This is a genomic window from Stenotrophomonas sp. 22385 (assembly GCF_052045085.1).
Taxonomy (GTDB): Bacteria; Pseudomonadota; Gammaproteobacteria; order Xanthomonadales; family Xanthomonadaceae; genus Stenotrophomonas.
This window is the reverse complement of record NZ_JBQEOG010000001.1, coordinates 151,219-172,623: the sequence shown is the minus strand read 5'-3', so window position 1 is coordinate 172,623 and position 21,405 is coordinate 151,219. Positions and strand designations below refer to the sequence as shown.

Annotated in this window: 18 protein-coding genes; 6 read left to right on the top strand and 12 right to left on the bottom strand. The window is 65.3% G+C overall.

The genetic code is table 11. The annotated features are described in order from the left end of the window. Positions 1-42 precede the first annotated feature (42 nt). From ACTJI4_RS00690 to ACTJI4_RS00675, 4 genes are read right to left on the bottom strand one after another with little or no spacing between them, the layout of a single operon-like run. Positions 43-312, bottom strand: coding sequence for a gas vesicle protein GvpG (locus tag ACTJI4_RS00690; protein ID WP_440868245.1), 270 nt, complete (start codon positions 310-312; stop codon positions 43-45). A 34-nt stretch (positions 313-346) separates the two neighbouring features. After that, positions 347-1,336, bottom strand: a complete 990-nt coding sequence (gene hemB, locus ACTJI4_RS00685; protein ID WP_392922423.1) for a porphobilinogen synthase — start codon at positions 1,334-1,336, stop codon at positions 347-349. Between the two features lie 23 nt (positions 1,337-1,359). Beyond that, positions 1,360-2,277 carry a bestrophin family protein gene (locus ACTJI4_RS00680; RefSeq protein WP_440868244.1) on the bottom strand — a complete coding sequence of 306 codons (918 nt, stop codon included), beginning with the start codon at positions 2,275-2,277 and terminating at the stop codon, positions 1,360-1,362. A gap of 60 nt (positions 2,278-2,337) precedes the next feature. Then, positions 2,338-2,586, bottom strand: coding sequence for a hypothetical protein (locus tag ACTJI4_RS00675; protein ID WP_440868243.1), 249 nt, complete (start codon positions 2,584-2,586; stop codon positions 2,338-2,340). 199 nt (positions 2,587-2,785) lie between these two features. On the opposite strand from ACTJI4_RS00675, the gene ACTJI4_RS00670 reads away from it, so the two are divergent. Continuing rightward, positions 2,786-3,244: a hypothetical protein gene (locus ACTJI4_RS00670; protein ID WP_392922415.1), complete on the top strand. Its 459-nt coding sequence runs from the start codon at positions 2,786-2,788 to the stop codon at positions 3,242-3,244. Between the two features lie 114 nt (positions 3,245-3,358). On the opposite strand, the gene ACTJI4_RS00665 is transcribed toward ACTJI4_RS00670, so the two are convergent. The 3 genes from ACTJI4_RS00665 to ACTJI4_RS00655 all read right to left on the bottom strand — a co-directional run bounded on the left by ACTJI4_RS00665 (position 3,359) and on the right by ACTJI4_RS00655 (position 8,298). Continuing rightward, positions 3,359-5,164 (bottom strand): DUF885 domain-containing protein, encoded by a 1,806-nt coding sequence (locus ACTJI4_RS00665; RefSeq protein ID WP_440868242.1) that lies wholly within the window; start codon positions 5,162-5,164, stop codon positions 3,359-3,361. A gap of 105 nt (positions 5,165-5,269) precedes the next feature. Next, positions 5,270-7,498 carry a DPP IV N-terminal domain-containing protein gene (locus ACTJI4_RS00660; protein WP_440868241.1) on the bottom strand — a complete coding sequence of 743 codons (2,229 nt, stop codon included), beginning with the start codon at positions 7,496-7,498 and terminating at the stop codon, positions 5,270-5,272. A gap of 110 nt (positions 7,499-7,608) precedes the next feature. After that, positions 7,609-8,298: a glutathione S-transferase N-terminal domain-containing protein gene (locus ACTJI4_RS00655; RefSeq protein WP_392922407.1), complete on the bottom strand. Its 690-nt coding sequence runs from the start codon at positions 8,296-8,298 to the stop codon at positions 7,609-7,611. 107 nt (positions 8,299-8,405) lie between these two features. On the opposite strand from ACTJI4_RS00655, the gene ACTJI4_RS00650 reads away from it, so the two are divergent. Continuing rightward, positions 8,406-9,041 carry a TIGR00645 family protein gene (locus ACTJI4_RS00650; RefSeq protein ID WP_336442730.1) on the top strand — a complete coding sequence of 212 codons (636 nt, stop codon included), beginning with the start codon at positions 8,406-8,408 and terminating at the stop codon, positions 9,039-9,041. 157 nt (positions 9,042-9,198) lie between these two features. Continuing rightward, positions 9,199-10,215 (top strand): energy transducer TonB, encoded by a 1,017-nt coding sequence (locus ACTJI4_RS00645; protein ID WP_440868240.1) that lies wholly within the window; start codon positions 9,199-9,201, stop codon positions 10,213-10,215. Between the two features lie 189 nt (positions 10,216-10,404). On the opposite strand, the gene ACTJI4_RS00640 is transcribed toward ACTJI4_RS00645, so the two are convergent. Genes ACTJI4_RS00640 through ACTJI4_RS00630 form a run of 3 tightly spaced genes read right to left on the bottom strand, consistent with a single transcriptional unit; the run spans position 10,405 to position 13,840 of the window. Beyond that, on the bottom strand, positions 10,405-11,589 hold the full coding sequence (locus tag ACTJI4_RS00640) for an ABC transporter permease (protein ID WP_392922400.1): 1,185 nt from the start codon (positions 11,587-11,589) through the stop codon (positions 10,405-10,407). After that, positions 11,586-12,332: an ABC transporter ATP-binding protein gene (locus tag ACTJI4_RS00635; protein ID WP_440868239.1), complete on the bottom strand. Its 747-nt coding sequence runs from the start codon at positions 12,330-12,332 to the stop codon at positions 11,586-11,588. The genes ACTJI4_RS00640 and ACTJI4_RS00635 overlap by 4 nt, the downstream gene beginning before the upstream one ends. After that, on the bottom strand, positions 12,329-13,840 hold the full coding sequence (locus ACTJI4_RS00630; protein WP_440868238.1) for an alpha/beta hydrolase: 1,512 nt from the start codon (positions 13,838-13,840) through the stop codon (positions 12,329-12,331). Before ACTJI4_RS00630 ends, ACTJI4_RS00635 begins: the two co-directional genes overlap by 4 nt. A gap of 393 nt (positions 13,841-14,233) precedes the next feature. On the opposite strand from ACTJI4_RS00630, the gene ACTJI4_RS00625 reads away from it, so the two are divergent. After that, positions 14,234-18,760, top strand: a complete 4,527-nt coding sequence (locus ACTJI4_RS00625) for an RHS repeat-associated core domain-containing protein (RefSeq protein WP_440868237.1) — start codon at positions 14,234-14,236, stop codon at positions 18,758-18,760. Between the two features lie 968 nt (positions 18,761-19,728). Here the strand turns inward: ACTJI4_RS00625 and ACTJI4_RS00620 are convergent. Together ACTJI4_RS00620 and ACTJI4_RS00615 are read right to left on the bottom strand one after the other, a co-directional pair. Continuing rightward, the gene (locus ACTJI4_RS00620) at positions 19,729-19,959 is read right to left on the bottom strand and encodes a hypothetical protein (RefSeq protein WP_440868236.1); all 231 of its coding nucleotides are present in this window, start codon (positions 19,957-19,959) and stop codon (positions 19,729-19,731) included. Next, on the bottom strand, positions 19,956-20,309 hold the full coding sequence (locus ACTJI4_RS00615; protein WP_440868235.1) for a SymE family type I addiction module toxin: 354 nt from the start codon (positions 20,307-20,309) through the stop codon (positions 19,956-19,958). Before ACTJI4_RS00615 ends, ACTJI4_RS00620 begins: the two co-directional genes overlap by 4 nt. A 177-nt stretch (positions 20,310-20,486) precedes the next feature. Between ACTJI4_RS00615 and ACTJI4_RS00610 the strand changes: the two genes are divergently transcribed. Then, positions 20,487-20,654 (top strand): hypothetical protein, encoded by a 168-nt coding sequence (locus tag ACTJI4_RS00610; RefSeq protein ID WP_440868234.1) that lies wholly within the window; start codon positions 20,487-20,489, stop codon positions 20,652-20,654. A 168-nt stretch (positions 20,655-20,822) separates the two neighbouring features. Continuing rightward, a complete protein-coding gene (locus tag ACTJI4_RS00605; RefSeq protein ID WP_440868233.1) occupies positions 20,823-21,398 on the top strand; it encodes a DUF4291 domain-containing protein in 576 nt (191 codons plus the stop codon). Positions 21,399-21,405 lie beyond the last annotated feature (7 nt).

Sequence of the window (21,405 nt, the reverse complement as noted above, 5' to 3'; positions counted from 1 at the left end):
ACAAGCCGGCGTAGAGCCACGCCCTGCGTGGCTGCGCGATGTTCAGTACGCGCGCAGCAGCGCGGCGCGCTGCTGTTCGTACTCGGCTTCGCTGATCTCGCCGTGGTCCTTGCGCTGGTTCAGCGCGGCCAGCTGCGCCTGCACGGCTACCGGCAGGTTGGCTTCGCGCGCCAGGCGGGCGGCGGCCGAGGGTTGCTCCGGCGCGCGGCGGGCGGCGCGCAGCACGCCGCGGATGACCAGGCCGATCACCACCGCGAACACCAGCACGCCGGTGCCCCACGTCAGCCACTGCACCCATCCCATCGTCTGCATCACCCTGCTCCTGTCTGCGTGTCGATGTGTATTGTCAGCGTTCGCGCAGCCAACGCGCCACCTGCGGCGCGAAATAGGTCAGCACGCCATCGGCACCGGCCCGCTTGAAGCCGATCAGTGATTCCAACACACAGGCGCGTTCGTCCAGCCAGCCATTGGCGAACGCGGCTTTCATCATGGCGTACTCGCCACTGACCTGGTAGGCGAACGTCGGCACGCCGAACTGCTGCTTCACCCGGCGCACCAGATCCAGGTAGGGCATGCCCGGCTTGACCATCACCATGTCCGCGCCCTCTTCGAGGTCCAGCGCGATTTCGCGCATGGCCTCGTCGCCGTTGGCCGGGTCCATCTGGTAGGTCTTCTTGTCGGCCTTGCCCAGGCTGGCCGAGCTGCCCACCGCGTCGCGGAACGGGCCGTAGAACGCCGAGGCGTACTTGGCCGAATAGGCCATGATGCGCACGTTGACGTGGCTGTGGGCATCCAGCGCGCGGCGAATGGCGCCGATGCGGCCGTCCATCATGTCCGACGGCGAGACGATGTCCACGCCCGCTTCGGCGTGCGACAGCGACTGCCGGACCAGCGCCTGCACGGTGATGTCGTTGAGCACGTAGCCCTTGTCATCGATGATCCCGTCCTGGCCGTGGGTGGTGTACGGGTCCAGCGCCACATCGGTCATCACGCCCAGTTCCGGGAAGCGCGACTTCAACGCGCGGATCGCCCGCTGCGCCAGCCCGTTCTCGTCCCACGCGGCGGCCGCATCCAGGCTCTTGCCGGCCGGGTCGATCACCGGGAACAGGTCGATCACCGGAATGCCCAGTTCCAGGGCTTCCTCGGCCACTTTCAGCAGCTCCTCGATCGACAGCCGCTCCACGCCCGGCATCGACGCCACCGGGGCGCGCCCGGCCAGCTCGTGGACGAACACCGGGTAGATCAGGTCGTCGGTGGTCAGCGTGTTCTCGCGCATCAGCCGGCGCGAGAACTCGTCGTGGCGCATGCGGCGGGGGCGATAGTCGGGGTGGGCCATGGAATGCTCCGGGCAGTGTCGGGTTACTGCAGCAGGTAACGCTGCGGTTGCAGGGGGTCCGGCAGCGGGCGCACGCCCAGGCTGTCGAGCAGGTCGATTTCGATGGTGCGGACCATCGCATCCAGCGGCAGGTCGTTGGGTTCCAGCCCGAACGGCTCTTCCATTTCCTCGCCCAGCTGGTCCAGGCCGAAGAAGGCATAGGCCAGCACCGCCGAGACCACCGGGGTGGCCCAGCCCAGCGAACTGGCCAGGCCGAACGGCAGCAGCACGCAGAACATCCACGCGCAGCGGTGCAGCAGCAGGGTGTAGGCAAACGGCAACGGGGTCAGCAGGATGCGTTCGCAGCCGGCCTGGATGCTGGACAGCGCATGCAGGCGGGTTTCGAACTGGGCATACAGGATGCTGTCGATCTCACCGGCGCGCAGCGCGTCGGTGGTTTCCACCGCGATCATCGCCAGCAGCTGGTCCGGCACGTTCTGGCGTTGCGCGTAACGCCCGCGGTCGGCCTCGGTTACCCAGGGCAGCCCCGCCAGCGCGGCGTCCTGTCCGCGCAGGCGGGCGGCCAGTGCATGCGCGAAGGCAATGGCCAGGCGGCAGATGCGGTCTGCGCGCGGCTGCTGTGCGGACAGCAGCGTGCTGCACAGACGCGCCAGGCTGCGCGATTCGTAGATGAGCTGGCCCCACAGCTTGCGCCCTTCCCACCAGCGGTCGAAGCAGGCGTTGTTGCGGAAGCTCAGGAAGATGGACAGCACCAGGCCCAACAGGGTGAACGGCGCGACCGAGACACGCTCGATGCCCGGCGGGTGGGCCAGTTCGGCGAAGGTGGCCACCGCGACGGCCAGCACGAAGATGGCGGCCACCTTGGGCGCAATGGCAGGCACGATGGAGCCGCGCAGGATGTACAGCAGCTGCCAGCCGTGGGGGCGGGGACGAATGATCATGGGGCGGTCATTCTACGCCCTTGCCCGCGACATCCCGGCCGGTGCGACCGAGCGTCGCAGTCAGATGATCCCGCCGCCAATGGACAGGCGCACGATGCCCACCACCACCACGACCGCGTTGAGCAGCAGGCCGGTCCACGCGCGGCCCCGTTTGGTCGGGTGGGTGAACAGGATGCCCAGCGCGCCGATGACCGCACCGATCGCGGCAAACGGGATCAGGAACCAGTTGCCCCAGCCCAGCAGCGGGATCAGGGCCAGGACCATCCACAACAGGGCCACTACGCCCCACAACAAACTGATCAGTCCCATGACCCGCTCCCCGTGCTGAAAATGCTGGCCGCAGCGTAGCGACAGCCGCGCCAGTGGCGCGTGACGGCGGCGGCAAGAACGGGATGCGGCAAGCTCACCCCGGCGGTGTTAACGTTCGCCAGAACGGGGTTGGCGCCGATTCAGTGGCCGGCCCGGATGATCCAGGCGCAGGCCGACCAGGCCGAACAAGGGTGAACCCATGAACATTCGACTCCTTCCGCTGCTCGGTGTGCTGCTGGCCGTGACCGGCTGCGCCAGCACCTCCAGGGTGATGCTGGGCCAGACCCGTGCGCCTACCGACCCGGCACTGGTACAGATCTACTCCACGCCACCGCCGGGTTCGATTGAAATCGCCCAGCTGGAATCGACCAGCGCCGCAGGCTTCGGCACGCAGGGCCAGACCGATGCGGCGGTGATGCGGCTGAAGAAGGAAGCGGCCGCGCTCGGCGCCAACGGGGTGATCCTGATGGGCGTGGAGTCCAGCAGCTCGGGGGGCGGCCTGTCGGTGGGCGGCGGCAGCTACGGCTCGCACAGTGGCGGCGGCGTGGGCATCGGCATTCCGACCACGCAGAAGCGCGCGGCCGGGGTGGCCATCTGGGTTCCGAATCCGCCGCCGGCGGAGCGGTTGCCGGTGCAGACCATTAAACCGGCGCGGTGAAAGCGGGTCACGACCAACGGTCGTGACCTACCAAAGCGCCCATGTTCCGCCGGGGCGTGCATACGAACTAGGTGGGTAGGCCACGACCGTTGGTCGTGGCCCATGCGGAGGTGATTACTTCGCCTTGTACCGCGGGATGAACACCTCATTGACCGCCTTGGCCAGCTGGTCCGGCGGCAGCAGGCCCTGATCGAGCAGGAAGTTGTTGAACGCCAGCCGGTCGAATTTGTCGCCCAGGGCCAGCTCGGTCTGCATGCGCAGTTCCAGGATCCGGGTGTAGCCGTAGAAGTAGCTGCCCGCCTGGCCCGGCGACCGCACCATGTAACGGTCCAGTTCCTGGGTGGCCATCGCCTGCGACAGGCCCACTTCGTCGATCAGAACGCGCTCGGCCTTGGCCCGATCGATCAGGCCCAGGTTGAGCATCGGATCAAGCATCGCGCGCGCGGCACGCAGCAGGCGGAACTGCAGGGCGATCAGCTGCCCGTCCAAGGGCTCGTACGGCACCATTTCGGCTTCTGCATACAGCGCCCAGCCTTCCACGTTGACCGAATTGAACGCGAACATCGTGCGCGCCAGCGACACGCCGCGCTCCACCATCGCGGTGAACTGCAGCTCATGCCCCGGGCGGCCTTCGTGCGCGCTCAGCGTCCACGCGGCCGAGCCGAAGTTGAAGTCGTCGTACTGCGCGGCCTTGTCGCCGGCGGCGGGGTTGCCCAGCGGCAGCACGAAGGTGCCCTGCTGGCCGGTGTTGCCCACCAACGGCGCCGGCAGGAAGTGCGGGGCCGGCGAGGCCGCGCTTTCGGCGGCCGAGCCCAGCCGCATCTGCATCGGGCGCTGCGGCACGTCCACGATCTTCTGGGCGCGGATGATCGGGTCGATCGCATCGATCACGCCACGGTAGTGGTGCTCGAGCTGGTCGTCGGCGATCTTGTCGCCCTTCAGCGCGCGGATTACCGCCACCGGGTCGGTCGGGTCGGCCACCTTCAGGCCCTTGGCCTTGACCACCAGCGGCGCCAGCTGGCGCATCGCCGAGCGGGTTTCCATGAACTCCAGCTGCGCCCGCTGCATCAGCAGCTTGGGGTCGATGTCGATGCCCACGCGCTTGAGCTGGAAGGCGTAGAGCGGCTCGGGCAGGCGCGCATCGGCACGTGCCTTGGGCAGTACTTCGCTCTTCGTCCAGTCGCGGTACTCGCGCAGCTGGGTGGCGATGGTCTTCAGCGCCTCGTCGGCGCCGGCGACCTTGTACTTGTCGAACAGCTTTTCAATGCCGGTGATGTAGGTATCGACGTTGGCCAGCGACTGCTCGACCTCGATCTTCGTCGGCTGCAGCAGGGTCTTGTCGGCCAGGCGCTCTTCATAGCGCTGGCGCGACAGTGTGGTGATGGCGGTGCTGCCCGGGGCCAGGCCGGCGTAGGCCTTCAGGCGGTCCAGCGCCTTGGCGCGGCGCTCGGCCGGCACCTGGTCCGACAGCAGCAGGTTGATGCCGCTGAACACCGTCTGCGGGGTGTCGCTCCACGGCAGCAGGTACTTTTCATTGAGTTCGCTGCCTTCGATGTTCTCGTCGGCGGCGGCGATCATGATCGCCAGGTCCTGGCGCACGTTCGGGTCGCGCTCGGTGGCCAGCTTGGCCTTGAGCTGGTCGCGCGCCTTGGCCATCGCGGCGCGGTACCGCTTGGCGTTGTCCGGACCGAAATCGGCCACCTTGTCGTCGTAGCCCGGCACACCGAAGAAGCCGGTCTCTTCCGGCTGGAACGGGCCCTGCGCGTCGAGCAGGATCTGCGCCAGTTCGTTGCTGCGGGTCACCCAGGCCACACTGGCCGGGGCCTTGGTGGCGGCAGGAACGGCAGCGAAGGCCGGCGGCGCACTGAGCGCGGCGGGGACGGAAAGGGCCAACGCGACGGCAAGGGCAAGCGGCTTCATGCAGGACTCCAGTGAGCGGTTGCCTGCGACCCTACGCACTCAGGGGGGCAGCGGCAATCGGCCGGAGGTCATGGCCGCCCCCCCAGCCATGACCCGGCCGACCCGTTACGGCTTCAGGCAGCGACCCAGGAAGTCCTCGGCCAGGCGGTAACGGTGCAATGCGTTGCTGCCGGACAGGCCATGCTTGGCACCCGGGTAGGTCATCAGTTCGAACGGCTGGCCACGTTTCTGCAGCGCGCTCATCAGCGCGGTGGAGTTGGTGAACAGCACGTTGTCGTCGGCCATGCCGTGGATCAGCAGCAGGCGCGAACGCAGGCCGTCGATATGCGCCAGCACGCGCGCCTCTTCATAGCCCTTGGCGTTGCGTGCCGGCAGGTCCATGTAGCGCTCGGTGTAATGGGTGTCGTACAGGCCCCAGTCGGTGACCGGCGCGCCGGCCACGCCGCAGGCGTACTGGTCCGACGCCTTGGCCAGCAGCATCAGGGTCATGTAACCGCCGTTGGACCAGCCCTGCACACCGATGCGCGCCGGGTCGACCCACGGCTGCTGCTTGAGCCATGCCACGCCCTTGAGCTGGTCGGCCACTTCCACCGTGCCCTGCACGCCGTACAGCGCACCGCCAAAATCGCGGCCGCGGCGCGGCGTGCCGCGGTTATCGAGTGAAAACACCACATAGCCCTGCTGGGCCAGGTACTGGTTGAACAGGTGGTCGCCACGACCGGGCCAGCTGTCGGTGACGGTCTGGCTGGCCGGGCCGCCATACACGTACACCACCACCGGGTAGCGCTTGGCCGGATCGAAACCGGCCGGGGTGATCAGGCTGTAATGCAGCGGGGTGCGGCCATCGGCGGCGGTGAGCGTGCCGAAGGTGACCGGGCGCTGCGCGTCCAGGTAGCGTGCGTACGGATGGCTGGGATCGGCCAGGTTGTTTTCCACCAGCGTGGCGATCTTTTCACCATTGGCGCGGTGCAGGGCGATCTGCGGCGGGGTCGTGGTGTTGGACCAGCTGTCCACGTACACGCTGGCATTCTTCGCGAAGCTGGCGCTGTGCATGCCCGGTTCACTGGACAGGCGCTGCAGCGCCCCACCCTGCAGCGGCACGGCGTAGAGCTGGCTTTCGCGCGGGGAATCCACCCCGGCGCGGAAGTAGACCTTGCCGGCGTCTTCGTCCACGGCCAGCAGTTCGTCCACCGGCCAGTTGCCGCTGGTCAGCGCGGTCACCGTCTTGCCGTCATCGGACACGCGGTACAGGTGCTGGAACCCGCTGCGTTCGGACGACCACAGGAAGCCGCCCTGCTTGAGGAAATGCAGGCTGTTGTGCAGCGGCACCCACGTTGGCGATGTTTCGGTGACCAGGGTGCGCTGCTTGCCGCTTTCCAGGTCGGCCTGGATCAGTTCCAGGGTCTTCTGGTCGCGCGACTGGCGCTGGAAGGTGAGGTGCTGCGGGTCGCGCCAATCGACGCGGGCCAGGTAGATGTCGGGATTGGAGCCAAGGTCGACCCAGCGCGGCGCGGCATCGGCCCGCGGGGCGATCACGCCCAGCTTGACGGTGACGTTGTGGTCGCCGGCGGCCGGATAGCGCTGTTCAATCATCTCGGTGCGATCGGCATACATCTCGTAGCGCTTCTGCACCGGCACCGTCGATTCGTCGATGCGCGCAAACGCGATGGCCGAGTCGTCCGGTGCCCACCAGTATCCGGTGTGGCGGTCCATTTCCTCGTCGGCGACGAATTCGGCCACGCCATTGCCGATGGTCCCGCTGCCATCGCGGGTGAGCTGCAGCTGGCGGCCGCTGGCCAGGTCGATCACCCACAGGTTGCGGTCGCGCACGAAACTGACGAAGCCGCCCTTCGGCGACAGCTTGGCATCGGTGGCGAAGCCCTCACCGTGGGTGAGCTGGCGCACGGCGGCCTTGCCCTGCTTGTCCAGGTCGTACAGGTAGAGTTCGCCCCCAAGCGGGAACAGCAGCGTGCGCGCGTCCGGCGACCACTGGTAATCGACGATGCCGGTCATGGCGGCAATGCGCTGGCGCTCACGGCGGGCCTTTTCGGCATCGCTCAGGGTTTCATCGCCGGGCAGCACGACCTTGGAATCCACCAGCAGGCGGGTCTGGCCGCTGGCGATGTCGTACGCCCACAGGTCCAACTGGTTGCGGTCGGCCTCCTTGCCGCGCAGGAAGCTCACGCGCGAGCCATCCGGGGCCACCTTGGGCTTCATCAGGGTCGGACCGGACAGCGGAAGCGGCCCGGTGATGGCATCCAGGGTGAGCTTTTCGGCGTGGACGGCGGTGGTCGAGGCGAGCATGAGGGCGAGCGAGGCAACAAAGTGGCGCATGGAATCTTCCGGCGGCGGCTGGGCGTTCCCGTTCCGGCGGGGCGGTTGGGAGCGGACCATCCTAACCAAAACCGGGAGGCGGGTGCCCAGGGAGGTGCCCGCCCCGACGATCACCGCTGGCCGAACAGGTGCTTGCGCTCTTCGTCGCTCAGCGGCTTGCCGGCATCCGGGTTGACCTGATGCTTGAGCGCATAGGCCCGCTGGGTCGCCGGGCGCGCGGCAATGGCGTCGTGCCAGCGCTTCAGGTTCGGGAACGCGGCGAAGTCGACCGGCAGCTTGTCGTACGCGCCGATCCACGGGTAGCTGGCCATGTCGGCGATGCTGTAGTCGTCGCCGCCCAGGTACGCGCTGCTGGCCAGGCGCTTGTCCATCACCCCATGCAGGCGGCGCACTTCGTTGCCGTAACGCTCGATGGCATACGGAATCTGCTCGGGTGCATATACATTGAAATGGCCCATCTGGCCGCTCATCGGGCCCAGCCCGGCCATCTGCCAGAACAGCCATTCCAGCACCGCCACCCGGCCGCGGGTATCGGCCGGCAGGAACTTCCCGGTCTTCTCGGCCAGGTACAGCAGGATCGCCCCGGATTCGAACACGCTCTGCGGCGCGCCCCCGTCGGTGGGCTGGTGGTCCACCAGCGCCGGCATCTTGTTGTTGGGGGAGATCGCGAGGAATTCGGGCTTGAACTGGTCACCGCTGCCGATGTTCACCGGCTTGATGGCGTACGGCAGGCCCAGCTCTTCCAGCAGCAGGGTGACTTTGTGGCCGTTCGGGGTTGGCCAGTAATACAGATCGATCATGACGGGGCCCAGCGGTTCAGGAATGCCGAGTCTAGTGCGTCAGTTGGCTTGGCAGGGTCATGAAGGCCCGCTACTCTGCGGCGTCCCCCGCAACGCAGCATTCCAGCATGAGCTCGACCGAAAAGCCCATCAGCCCCCTGTCGTCCCTGATCTTCGCCTCGCGCTGGCTGCAGCTGCCGCTGTACCTGGGCCTGATCCTGGCGCAGTGCGTCTACGTGTTCCTGTTCGGCAAGGAGCTGTGGCACCTGGTCCACAAGGCCAACAGCATGGGCGAGCAGGAAATCATGCTGCTGGTGCTGGGCCTGATCGACGTGGTGATGATCTCCAACCTGCTGGTGATGGTGATCGTGGGTGGCTACGAGACCTTCGTTTCGCGCCTGCGCCTGGAAAACCACCCCGACCAGCCGGAGTGGCTGAGCCACGTCAACGCCAGCGTGCTGAAGGTGAAGCTCGCGCTGTCCATCATCGGCATTTCCTCCATCCACCTGCTCAAGACCTTCATCGGTGCCGGCAACCTGGACGGCCTGCCGGCGTGCAACAGCCCCGAGTACGTCACCGCGGTGCTGGATGCCGTGGCCAAGTACGGCCCGGCCGTGGAAGCCTCGTTCAAGTGTTCCACCATGACCGGCAGCGGCGTGATGTGGCAGACCATCATCCACGCCGCATTCATCCTGTCGGCGATCGGCATTGCCTACACCGACAAGCTGATGGCCCACACCCCGAGCAAGTCGCTGGCGCACTAAGCGCCTGCCCTGCCTGCCCCGGCCCTGCAAAGCAGGGCGCGGGGATGCTAGATTGGGCACCTGCTGCACCGCGCCGGACGCTGGGAAACGTACCGGGGCTTCGGTCGGCCTGACCGCATCAGGCCTTACGTATCGTCGTTCTTCAAAGGGGAGTTGGATGTCGCACGTCAACACGAACGCCAAGGCGCGCCTGCTGGTGCCGCTGACCCTGGTGGTGGCCCTGGCCGCCTGCTCGGGCAAGGACGAAACGGCTCCGGCCACGCCGCCCGCACCGGCGGCCACGGCCGCCGCGCCCGCCGCCGCGCCGCCGGCACCGGCGGTTTCGGCCAAGGTCCAGTCGATGGGGACCGAAGAGCTGCGCGACCTGGCCAGCAAGGCCCTGCGCGAAAACCGCATGTACGCCCCGGCCGGCGACAACGCCATGGAGTACTACCTGGCGCTGCGCGAGAAGACCCCGGATGACGCCTCGATCAAGAGCGCGCTGACCGACCTGCTGCCGTACACGCTGATTGCCGCCGAGCAGAGCCTGACCCGCGAGGACTTCACCGAAGGCCAGCGCCTGGTGGCGCTGATCGAAAAGGTGGACGCCACCGCACCGGCGCTGCCGCGCCTGAAGTCGGGCATCACCAACGGCATGCAGACCGCGCTCAAGCGCACCCAGGAAGAGACCGACAAGGTCAAGAAGGACGCTGAGAACAAGGTCAAGCTGCTGGCCGACCAGCAACGCCAGCAGCAGGCCTCCGAAGCCGAAGCGGCCAAGCAGATCGCCGCGCAGCAGGATGCGGCCCGCCGCGAAAGCGAGCGCCAGGACACCGAGCGCCAGGCTGCGGCCCGCCGCGAAGCCGAACAGCGCCAGCAGGCCGCAGCGGCCGCCCAGGCCGCCGCTGCCCGGCAGCCTGCGGCCGCACCGGCCGCTGCCGCCGCCCTGCGCCCGATCAGCACCCCGGCCCCGCGCTACCCGACCGACGCGCTGCGCGCCGGTACCTCGGGCGAGGTGCTGGTGGAAATCACCGTGGGTACGGACGGTTCGGTCACCAGCTCGCGGGTGCTGCGCGCCACCCCGGCCCGCGTGTTCGACCGCGAAGCGCTCAACGCGGTCAAGCGCTGGAAATTCGAACCGGTCAGCGCCCCGGTCACCACCCGCCGCACGCTGTCGTTCGCGCCGGGCGGTTGATCCACGGTTGACGGGCAAAAAAAAGCCCCGGAGCGATCCGGGGTTTTTTGTGGGCGCCGTATCGACCAACGGTCGATACCTACCGGCGGCCGGGACGGTAGGTACCGATCGGCGGCCGGGACGGTAGGTACCGATCGGCTGCCGTGGCGGTAGGTACCGACCGTTGGTCGGTACGCAGCAGCCCGGAAATCAACCGGAGATCGCGAGGCGCTCCTGGTGGTAACGGCGTACAGCCGCGAACCACAGCAGTGCGGCCAGGCCGAACCCTGCCACCAGGTATACCGCCCACATCTGCGCGCTGATCGCTTCGTGGCGGATGATCTTCAGCAGCATCTGGTTCTGCGCCAGGAACGGCACCGCCAGCTGCCACAGCTCGTTCTTCACCGGGTACACCATCAATGCATAGCCGGGCAGCATCGGCAGCAGCATCAGCCAGGTCATGTGGCTCTGCGCCTCCTTCATGCTCTTGGCCGCTGCCGAGAGGAAGGTGAGCAGCGACGTACCGATGAACAGGATCGGCATCATCACGAACAGCATCTGCAGCATCGACAGCAGCCCCATGTTGAGCTGCCGCGCCGCCGCGCCGGTGGACAGCTGCGCGCTGAGCTTGAAAGCCGTCAACGTAAGCAGCAGCGACACCACCCCCACCACGCAGGCCGCGGCGATCTTGCCGCTGACGATCGCGCTGCGCTTGGCCGGGGTGGCCAGCAACGGCTCCAGCGATTGCCGCTCGCGCTCACCCGCGGTGGTGTCCATCACCAGGTAGGCGCCGCCCAGGAACGAGGTGATGGTGAGCAGGATCGGCAACAGCAGCGACAGCATCACACCGCGCTTGGCCTCGGCCGTGGCCAGGTCCTGGGTGGCCACATCGAGCGGGCGTGCCACCTGCGCGTCGATCCCGCGCGCCAGCAAGCGCAGCGCGCCCACCTGCTGGCTGTAGCCGTTGAGCGCCGCCTTCAGGCGCGCGGTGGGAATGTCCGCATCGCGGCGGGTGCTGTCCTGCACGATCTCTACCAGTGCCGGCCGGCCCTCGGCCCAGTCCTTGCCGAACTCGGGGCTGATACGCAGCGCGATGTCGATCTTCTGGTCACGGATCTCCGCGGTCAGGTCCTTCGGCGGGTCCACCGCGTTGAGTCCCTGCGAGGCCAGGAAGCGCACCAGGTTGGGGGCGTGCTCACGGCCGATGGTGGGAATGTCCAGCGGGGTGTCGATCTGGGTCTTGAACCGGGTTTCGGCCAGCTTGCCCATGCCCAGGATCAGCACCGGGTACAGCAGTGGCCCCAGCAGCAGGGTGAGCGCCAAGGTCCGGCGGTCCCGCGAAAGGTCGCGCAGTTCCTTGCGCATGACGGTCAACAACGTGGCAAACGCGCTCATGCGTGCAGTCCTTCTTCATTGCCGATTGCCTTTACGAAGGCATCTTCCAGGTTCGCTTCGCCGGTCAGCGCGCGCAGTTCATCGGCAGTGCCGGCGGCCATCACCGTGCCCTTGGCGATGATCACGATCGTGTCGCACAGCGCGGCCACCTCCTGCATGATGTGGCTGGAGAAGATCACGCAGCGCCCTTCATCGCGCAGCTCACGCAGGAACCCGCGCAGCGCACGGGTGGTCATCACGTCCAGGCCGTTGGTGGGCTCGTCCAGGATCACGTTGCGTGGGTCGTGCACCAGCGCGCGCGCAATGGCGGTCTTGGTGCGCTGCCCCTGGGAGAAGCCGTCGGTCTGGCGGTCCAGGATGTCTTCCATGTCCAGCGCCTTAGAGAGCACCTTGGTGCGCTCGCGGATGTGGGCCGCGCTCATGCCGTGCAGCTCGCCGAAGTAGGCGATGTTCTCGCGCGCGGTCAGCCGCTTGTACACCCCACGTGCATCGGGCAGCACGCCCAGCCGGCGGCGGACCTCCACCGGGTGGGTGGCCACGTCCAGACCGTCCACCAGCACCCGGCCCTGGTCGGGCGACATCAGCGTGTAGAGCATGCGCATGGTGGTGGTCTTGCCGGCGCCGTTGGGCCCAAGCAGGCCCGTGATGCGGCCGTCCTCGGCCTGGAAGCCGACGTTGTCCACCGCCTTGATCAGGCCGCTCTTGGTCTTGAAGGCTTTATGCAGGTTCTCGGCGACGATCATGGTTCCCATCCGTTGAACGAGGTGAAGGCCGGCACCGCGGTGAGGGTATCCAGGCAGGAGGCGTCGAGTGCCTTGGCGTCGGCCTTGTCCATGAACTGCGCCAGCAGGCGCGGCATGCAGCCGGCGCCGAGGGTGCCATGGCCTTGGCCCTTGGCCACGATGTGGCGGCCGTTGGGCAGGTGCATGAGCACCTGTTCTGCGTAGCGCGGCGGAGTGACCGGGTCGAACTCGCCCGACAGCAGCAGCACCGGCACGTCGGTGCTCAGCGGCGCGGTGAAGTTCTTCGGGCGCGTGCCCACGTTCCACACCGGGCAGGCGGCGAAGAACATGCGCGCCACTTCCGGGCCGAGCAGGCGGTCGCCGGCCGGGCCTTCCTGGTAGCGGTCGGCGTCTTCAGCGCAGATCACCGACCACTGCATGCCCTGGTTCATCTGCCCGGCCATGTTGCGGGTGGCCAGGCTGTTGAGCGACATCAGCGGCGCGTAGCGGCCCTGCGCGGCTTCGTCCAGCACCACCGGCAGCAGCGAGGACAGTTCCGGCATGTACGAGAACATGAAGGCCAGGCTGGTCACGGTGTTGGCACTGACCGGGTCGCGGCGTACCGCAGCGGTGCCCGGGTCGCGGTATTCCACCACCACCGGGGCCTTGGCCAGCGTGGTCATCACGTTGCGCAGCTGGGTGCGGGTATCGACCGGGAAGCGCTTGGCGCAGGCCGCGTCCTTGCGGCACTGGGCGGACTGCAGCTCGATCGCCGATTCGAAGGTGTTGGCGAAATCGCCGCCCACCGCCAGGTCGTTCGGCGCCACCCCGTCGATCACCACCGCACGGGTGTGCTGCGGGAAGCGCGCGGCGTACTGCTGGGCCACGCGGGTACCGTAGGAGCCGCCGACCAGGTTGATCTTGTCTACGCCCAGCGCCGCACGCACGGCATCCAGGTCACCAATGGCCTGGGTGGTGGTGTAGAAGCGGGTGTCGGCACGGTCGACCAGCGCGGCGGCGCAGCGGGTGGCGAACTCGGCGATCACCTCGGGCGTGGCCGCCGCGTTCTCGTCGAACGAAAGCTCCTTGCCCTCGGCATCCACGCAGCTGAGCGGGTTGGATTTGCCGGTGCCACGCTGGTCCACCAGGATGATGTCGCGCTTCTTGCGCACCTCGCGCAGCGACTGGTTGATGATGGCCGCCACCTGCGTGGCCGATTGGCCCGGCCCGCCGGCCAGGAAGAACACCGGGTCCTGCTTGCCCTCGCCTTCGTTGGCGGTATCCAGCCAAGCGATGTTGAGCCCGATCCTGCGGCCAGTGGGCGCATCGGGGTTCTCAGGCACCTGCAGCGTGGCGCACTCGGCTTCCACGTTGTTGCTGGCCTGGGCGCTGGTGAGGGTGCAGGGCTTGAAGGTCAGCTGGCCGTACTGGCGCTGGGCGCCGTCAGGCGGCGCTTCCGGGGTGGGCTGGCAGGCCGCCAGCAGCAGCAGGGCTGCGCCGGTGGCGAGGGGTCGGATCGCACGTTGCATGCTCGGTCACGTCCTTGAGTTAAGGGTCTCAGCATGCCATGACGGACGGGTTCGGCGGATGTGACCGTCAGCCGGTGTACGGTCGCCGCTGCAGCCCCGCCACACCGCAGCACGCCGCTGCCTTGACAACGTCAAGGTGCTGGCCAATTCTCTGCCGTTACGGCACAGATCATGGAAGATGAAGATGCGCGGTATTGGATCAGCAATTCTGATGGCGAGCATGTTGCTGTTCGCCCCAAAGGGCGCCTTGGCGCAACAGGCCTCCTACTGCTACAAGTCCACCTGCGTCCCCGACCTGTCACAGGCCGAAGCGCTGAGGGGGGCGATTCCAACTACGGCTCGTTGCTGCAGCGCGCAGGTCGGACGCCGCTTCTATCTGACCGGACCTACACCTTGACCTACAAGGTGGACAATCAGGAGCCGGAAACGTTCTACAAGTCCTTTGCATCCACGGATTTCGATTCTGCAATGCCGGACTGCACAAGCGATAACCCGCTTTACCCACGCTCCTGTTCCACCGAAGCTCAGGCCATGCAGTCCAGATGGGAGAGCGGCGTATATAGACCAAAGGAATGCAATGTTGGCACTCCTGCTTTGGCGGGAAGCTACGTAAACCCGTATGTGTATGCCACCGAAGCCCCACTCAACGGGCGACGCTATGGCGCATTCCATTTCGAGACGATCCGCGGCGGGGGCATCACCACGCCCGGAGACACCTTCCGGCGCGCCGATTACCAGATCGATTGCGGCGGCAACAGCAAGACCTGGTTCTTCACCATCGACCAGAAGATCGTCTACCTGTGCCCTCTGGGCTTCAAGGGCACGTCTGTTGGGTTTACCGCAGCCAAACCGCCGATCGAAGGAACGCGATGGTGTGTGCCGATGGATCCCCTGCCCAGCATCAAGGTGACGCTGCGGCAGTACGATTCCTGCCCAGTCAACGCACACCCCTGCTTCCCGGGCACCGGCGACAAGATGCGACTGGAGCCGGACTTCCAAATTTCCGGGTGGACCTTCGCACGGGTCTATCACTCGTTGGCGGAACTGGATTCGGGCAACATCTCGACGGGCTGGAGCACCACATTTTCTGATCGCGTCATCGCGGGCGTGCTGCCCGCCTATGTCACCCCGGACGGCTTCTACGAGGGAAGCGTGTCGGCCGGCGGCTCGCGATATCGCAGTCTGGTACATCAAGAGCGAGTGATCGAGAAGATTGGCAGCCCGCTGATCGGCTACCGGGTCACCTACGGCAGCGAGATCCGGGAATTCGATGTAGATGGTCGATTGGTACTGCTGCGGGATGCCAACGATGCGGGCAGGAATGTCACTGTGAGTTATGCAGGTGACAATGTGTCGCAGCTGCTCACTGCTCAGGGCCGTCGGACCATGTTCGAGTACGAAGCGGGACGTCTCTCGCGCATCGTTCGACCCGACGGCTCTGCCATAGAGTACGCGTACGATGCTGCTGAAAATCTCTCTGCCGTGCGTCAGGCGGGGGGCGTTAAACAGTACATTTATAATGAGTCTGGCAGGTCCGGCAGCGACAAAACGCACCTACTGACTGGCATCATCGACGAAACCGGCCATCGATACGCCACCTTTTCCTACGATGGTGACGGCAGGGTGACGGGCAGTCAGCTTGAAGGAGACGACGGCCCGGTGGAGGCAACGCGGGTGACTTACACCGGGGCCGACACCGTACAGGTATCGACCGACGGGCTGGGGACTCGAACCATCACCTATGCCAGCAACCAGTATCGCCGACCCCTGACCCTTAGCGACGTCAGGGGAACCGTGTCCAATACCTACAGCAGTGCGCAGCTGATCAGGAACGTGGACCGTACCGGCAACACCACGACCTACGCGTACGAAGGCGGGTTCCTGTCGTCGGTGGAGACCGCCGCATCCACGCAAAGTTGGCGGAAGGTGTTCTACACGCGAGATGCACTTGGACGCGAGACCAAGCGTGAGATACGGGGCAGCGAAACCGGTTCGAGCCTAGCCGTGCTGTCTACCGTCAAGCACGGCTATCTTGCCAGCGGCGCGCGCTTCGCGACGTGCGAGGTGGATCCCGCCGTGAGCGGCGCCTCCGCCTATGTGTGCGGCGCGCAGACCCCGGCACCGGCAGGTGTCCGGCAGACACTGCTGACGTACTGTGCCGATGCCGACGTCCAAATGGGGGTGTGCCCGCTAACCGGCTTAGTAGTGGCGATCGACGGCCCGCGGTCCGATGTGGTCGATACCACTAAGTTTCAATACTACCCATCGGATCATCCTGACTGCGCGGTTAGGATTGCGGACTGCTTGTGGCGGAAGGGCGATCTGTGGAAGGTGATGAATGCGGCGGGCCAAGTGTCGGAGACGCTGCGTTACGACGCGATGGGTCGCGCGGCGAGCCTCCGCGACGCGAACGGTGTCACGACGGATTTCATCTACGATTTTCACGGACGCCTGACCAGCAGCGTTGTTGCCGGGGGCGGCACCCCGGACCAGACCACGCGCATCGACTATTACCCCAATGGACTGGTCAGCAGCATCACGCTGCCGGATGGGAGCTTCACGTCATATGCGTACGACGGCGCCCATCGCCTGGCTGCAGTTGTGGATGCCGACGGCAATGCGATTCATTACACACTGGACGCGGCCGGCAAGCGGATCGGCGAGGATGTGAGGGACGAACACGGCACGCTTCGCCGCACGATGTCGCGCACTTACGATGCGTTCGGCAGACTGAACGCCGTTACCGATGCCACCGGCAACCGCGCGCTGTTCTCATACGACGCCAACGGCAACCTAAATCGCGCCACCGATGCGCTTGGTCGCGTGACGAAGAGGGAGTACGACGCGCGGGGTCAAGTGCTCTCGGTGACTGAAGATGCAGACGGCATCGGCGCCACCACCGGCGTGGTACGCAATGCCAACGACGCGATCAGGGAAGTCGTTGATCCCAACGGCCTGCGCACCCTCTACCAGTACAACGCATTCGGTGAGCTGGTGCGTTTGTCCAGTCCGGATACCGGTCAAACCAACTACGCCTACGACAGTGCAGGCAACCCGCTGTCTACGAAGGACGCACGCGACGAGACGACGGCCTTCAAGCACGACGCGCTGAATCGCTTGATCTCCACTACCTTCAGCGACGCCCGGCTCAATATGGCGTACGACTACGACGTTGCGCCATCTGACTGCGATCCTTTCGAGTCGTTCCCGGCCGGACGGTTGGCCCGCATGACCGATGCCAGCGGAGAAACTCGTTACTGCAACGACCGGTTCGGCAACGTCACGCGGAAAGTGCAGCAGATCGGCGAACTTGCATTTACGGTTCAATACGCCTACACGTCCGCGGGGAGATTGTCGTCACTGCAGTACCCTGATGGCATGCGCGTGGACTATGTGCGCGACGCGGCCGGACGCACCACGGAGATCGGGCTGACGCAGGCCGGCGGTGACCGACAAGTACTGGTGACCAACGTGTCCCATCACCCGTTCGGGAACGTGGCGGGCTGGACGTTTGCAGGCGGTCGCACGATCACGCGAACGGTGGACCTCAACTACCGCCCGTCGACCATCTCTAGCGCGGCCCCCGGACAACCAGGGTCGCAATACGCATACGGTTGGGATGCAGCGGGCAACCTCACCTCGCTGGGCGCTAATCAGACGCCTGGTAGCGCCGCGATTGAATTCGCCTACGACGGGCTGAACCGGCTCACCGAGTTCAAGGATAAGGTAACCGGCGCCGTCATCGAAGGCTACACATATGATGCCACAGGCAATCGCACTACGGTGTCCAATGCCATTGGCGTCCAGACGTACAGGTATGCACCGGCAAGCCACAGACTGCTGTCGGTGGGAGACGTGGACCGGCGCTATGACGCGGCCGGCAACACGGTTTTCATTGGCCAAGACAACGTAGCATTCCAGTACAACGCCGCTGGCCGCATGAGCCGTGCCGAGCGTGGCACTGGGTCGGTGGTGGAGTACATTTATAACGGACACGGTGAGCGCGTCTGCAGGGGTCTAGCCGACACACGGATCTACAGCATCTTCGACGAGGACGGCCGTTGGTTGGGAGACTTCGACGGCGAAGCGGCGGTGCAGCTGGTGGTCTGGATGGACGATCTTCCCGTGAGCGTGATTGCTCAGGGAAAGGTGCATTTCATCGAGACCGATCATTTGGGTACGCCGCGCGCCGTGATTGATACTTACCGGAACGTGCCCATCTGGACGTGGGATATGGCAGGTGAAGCCTTCGGGAACAGTGCACCCGATGAAGACCCGGATCGAGACGGCACTGCATTCACGTTCGATATGCGCTTCCCCGGCCAACGCTATGACTCGGCCACGGGCCTGAATCACAATTACTTCCGTGATTACGATTTTGGCATCGGGCGCTATGTGCAGAGCGATCCCCTTGGCCTTGCTGCCGGTCCCAGCACGTACGGCTATGCCAATGGCATGCCCACCGGCGCGTACGACCCGTTTGGACTCAAGGCCATCAGGCAGCCGTCAACACCACCGAAACGCGGCGAAAAGGGATCCATCCGCTGTGAAGGGGGCTCCGTCGTCCCCTATGTGCGCTGGGGAGCTTTGGATTCATACCAAAAAGAGTGCTTGGGTGACTGCCTACTCGCGCATGAGCGCAGCCACGCCGCGGATGCCAACCGCGCCGATCCAGGGATTTGTCGCTACTACTCGTGGCTGGGAGGAATTGGCCCTCTCGGTGATGTCACCTTCGATACAATGGAAGAATTGAGGGCTACCGAACTCGCCGCACACCGTGTGGAATTGCAGTGTCTCAAGTCAAAGCGTTCCCCTCTGAGCTGCGACAACGATGTCTGCCGGAATGTGATCCAGGACCGGATCAATCAGATTGAACAGATCTTCATTCCGCGCGTGGAGAATGGGACGTACTGGGATTGACCGGACAGCGCCATGAGACAACCGCTGATAACGCTTCTATTGACAGGATGCACCTTGATTGGATGCACCGAGGAGCCTCCAACCGTCGAGTGCGGGGGCAAAGTGCGTATGTTCGCTTCTGGCCCCGAGGCGGAAGCGGCTTTAGCATCGGCACGCACGGAGTCCAGATCGTTCTGCACGGGCGACTTCAGCGGGTGCAACTATCAAGTGCTACCGCGGGAGGGTGGCTTGACAGTCGTGGCCTCATTTTCCCGCTCCGCGGAGGGTCGCTGCTCCTACGGCCTCCATGATGAAAGATACTTCCTTTACGACAGCGCGGGACGCCTTGAAAAAATAGTCGATCCCATCTGAAGGTGTGAAAGGCAAAATGCCCGCTTTGGGCGGGCATCTGCTGAAGCGTGAAGCGGGCCGGACTCTCTTAACCACTCTTGGTGGTACCACTTTAGTGGCGGCCAATGCCCCTTTAGCCGGGTCGGGACATCCGTAGGGCGAGGTTTGTGTGCGCCCAGCCATCGCAGTAGCGGCCATCGGGCGCCTCTGGGTTTTCAGGCACCTGCAGGGTGGCGCACTCGGCTTCGACGTTGTTGCTGGCCTGGGCGCTGGTGAGGGTGCAGGGCATGAACGTCAGTGTTCAGTACTGGCGCTCAGCCGCTTCCGGGGGTGCATCCGGAGTGGCCTGGCAGGCCGCCAGCAGCCGCAACGCCGCACTGGTGGCCAGGGGACGGCAGGAAAGTCGCATTTCGATCGCATCCTGGATTGAAGGGTCTCAGCATGCCATGACGGATGGGCGGCTGGATGTGACATGCCCGATTCGACGAGGGGTTTCGTCCCTGCGCCAGCGCGAGGAGACCGACCAGGATAGGGTGCTGAACTTGCCGGAGACGGGCCCGTAACCGGATTTGCAGTGGTGCGTGGTGCGAACACTTACATGGCAGAGCGCTCCGGGTAGCGGTGGCGTTGCCACCTCTTCACCGGGAGCGCTGCCGGATCGGCTGCCTCGTCGCTTCATCTTCCAGCGGGAAGGAATCGCCCCAGACCTCAATATCAAGGCCATTGAGGTTCCGATCCAAGGACACGCAGTTCTGGATCAAGGACCGGAGCACGTAGCTGGGTGATCGTTCGCTGCGCCACGCGGAGAGCTGGAAGGCGCGGCGTAGGACGGGATCCACCTTCACCCGCAAGTAAACCTGCTTCTTCATGGGATGACGTCCTCGGGCAAGAACTGCCCCAGGTCGGCGTTGACTTCGCCGTGGAAGATCGTGCGTTCCACGAACCTGGGCACCCGTGGATCTTCGACTGCCGGCGTGCCCAGCAGCTTGATGGTGATGACGCCAGCGCAGGCTTCGATCTGCAGCTTGCGACCCACGTTGAAGCCCATCTGCCGCAGCCACTGGCCGCGGATCTTAAGGTAGGGAACCTTCAGCTCTTCGTGGAAGTGTGCGGGTGGCGTGCACGGCGGGGATTGCGTACGGCGTTCGCGTGCGCGCCGGGCAATCGCGGATTGGGAAGGGTAGTCGTTGTAGCTGTCGTCGGGTCGCTGCCTTTTCATGGTGTGCCTCCAGTAGGAAGATCCCTCGCCGGGATGGCGAGGGAGTCGGGAGGTTAGAAACCGTAAAACACGAAAACTCGGCGGGCGTATTTCCACGAGGGTGTTGTATTAGCCACCCTCCCGACGCAGGACATCCAATTCTCGTGTTTTTGGAGTTTCTACGCTCCGGAACACACCATGCGCGCCGCTGCCAACGATGGGAAATTGTTTGTGCCTCTTGGTTTCCAGACTTCGGTAGGCAAAACCTTCTCGATGACGCATATGGCGCTGAAAGCGCAGCTACCAACAGTCTCCGCATATGAAGAGGGCGGGTTCAGTAGTAACAATCAATCCAAGCTTCGCTAGGTACGACGGTGCGTTCCTCAGCCCGCCAATGATGCATGTCCAGCAGCATTCGTCCGGCCTGATACCCGAGAGGAATCGATGGCCGCGGCGCCGCCGATGATCCAATGCAAACGACCGCCCGTCGCCCGCTGGGCGATCGGCTGCGCGAGCTCGGCTATAAGGAGCGAAATGACAACGACAACGACTCCGGCGCGGCAGATCCGCGACCAGTACGACGGTTCCACCCTTCGCGTTTACCAGGCCTACTCGGACACCATCGCCGACAGCGCCCTCAAGCACCAGACCTTCGTCGCCCCGACCTTCAAGATGGAGCGGATGACGTGGATCAAGCCCTCCTTCCTGTGGATGATGTATCGCGCCGGATGGGGCTACAAAGATCCGGGTCAGTCCCGCATCCTGGCCATCGACATCACCCATGAGGGCTTCGCATGGGCACTGGCTCACGGCTGTACCAGCCACCCCGAACCGGGCATGGACGCACAGGAATGGGAGGCGCTCAAGAGCCGCTCACCGGTCCGCGTGCAATGGGACCCGGAGCGTGACCTGCACCACCGGCCGCTGGAGCACCGCGCCATCCAGATCGGATTGAGTGGCGAGGCCGTGCGCCTGTACACCGGGGAGTGGATCCAGCGTGTCACCGATGTCACGCCGCTGGCCCATCGGATCTGCAGGTTGGTACGGGAAGAAAGACTGGATGAGGCCATGGCGGCGCTGCCAATTGAATCAGCGTACACGCCGGCTTAAGGAAATA

Bases quoted from the DNA above. Each gene is read 5' to 3' on its own strand.
- ACTJI4_RS00690 (WP_440868245.1), bottom strand. From the start codon at position 312: ATGCAGACGATGGGATGGGTGCAGTGGCTGACGTGGGGCACCGGCGTG.
- hemB (WP_392922423.1), bottom strand. From the start codon at position 1,336: ATGGCCCACCCCGACTATCGCCCCCGCCGCATGCGCCACGACGAGTTC.
- ACTJI4_RS00680 (WP_440868244.1), bottom strand. From the start codon at position 2,277: ATGATCATTCGTCCCCGCCCCCACGGCTGGCAGCTGCTGTACATCCTG.
- ACTJI4_RS00675 (WP_440868243.1), bottom strand. From the start codon at position 2,586: ATGGGACTGATCAGTTTGTTGTGGGGCGTAGTGGCCCTGTTGTGGATG.
- ACTJI4_RS00670 (WP_392922415.1), top strand. From the start codon at position 2,786: ATGAACATTCGACTCCTTCCGCTGCTCGGTGTGCTGCTGGCCGTGACC.
- ACTJI4_RS00665 (WP_440868242.1), bottom strand. From the start codon at position 5,164: ATGAAGCCGCTTGCCCTTGCCGTCGCGTTGGCCCTTTCCGTCCCCGCC.
- ACTJI4_RS00660 (WP_440868241.1), bottom strand. From the start codon at position 7,498: ATGCGCCACTTTGTTGCCTCGCTCGCCCTCATGCTCGCCTCGACCACC.
- ACTJI4_RS00655 (WP_392922407.1), bottom strand. From the start codon at position 8,298: ATGATCGATCTGTATTACTGGCCAACCCCGAACGGCCACAAAGTCACC.
- ACTJI4_RS00650 (WP_336442730.1), top strand. From the start codon at position 8,406: ATGAGCTCGACCGAAAAGCCCATCAGCCCCCTGTCGTCCCTGATCTTC.
- ACTJI4_RS00645 (WP_440868240.1), top strand. From the start codon at position 9,199: ATGTCGCACGTCAACACGAACGCCAAGGCGCGCCTGCTGGTGCCGCTG.
- ACTJI4_RS00640 (WP_392922400.1), bottom strand. From the start codon at position 11,589: ATGAGCGCGTTTGCCACGTTGTTGACCGTCATGCGCAAGGAACTGCGC.
- ACTJI4_RS00635 (WP_440868239.1), bottom strand. From the start codon at position 12,332: ATGATCGTCGCCGAGAACCTGCATAAAGCCTTCAAGACCAAGAGCGGC.
- ACTJI4_RS00630 (WP_440868238.1), bottom strand. From the start codon at position 13,840: ATGCAACGTGCGATCCGACCCCTCGCCACCGGCGCAGCCCTGCTGCTG.
- ACTJI4_RS00620 (WP_440868236.1), bottom strand. From the start codon at position 19,959: ATGAAGAAGCAGGTTTACTTGCGGGTGAAGGTGGATCCCGTCCTACGC.
- ACTJI4_RS00615 (WP_440868235.1), bottom strand. From the start codon at position 20,309: ATGAAAAGGCAGCGACCCGACGACAGCTACAACGACTACCCTTCCCAA.
- ACTJI4_RS00610 (WP_440868234.1), top strand. From the start codon at position 20,487: ATGCGCGCCGCTGCCAACGATGGGAAATTGTTTGTGCCTCTTGGTTTC.
- ACTJI4_RS00605 (WP_440868233.1), top strand. From the start codon at position 20,823: ATGACAACGACAACGACTCCGGCGCGGCAGATCCGCGACCAGTACGAC.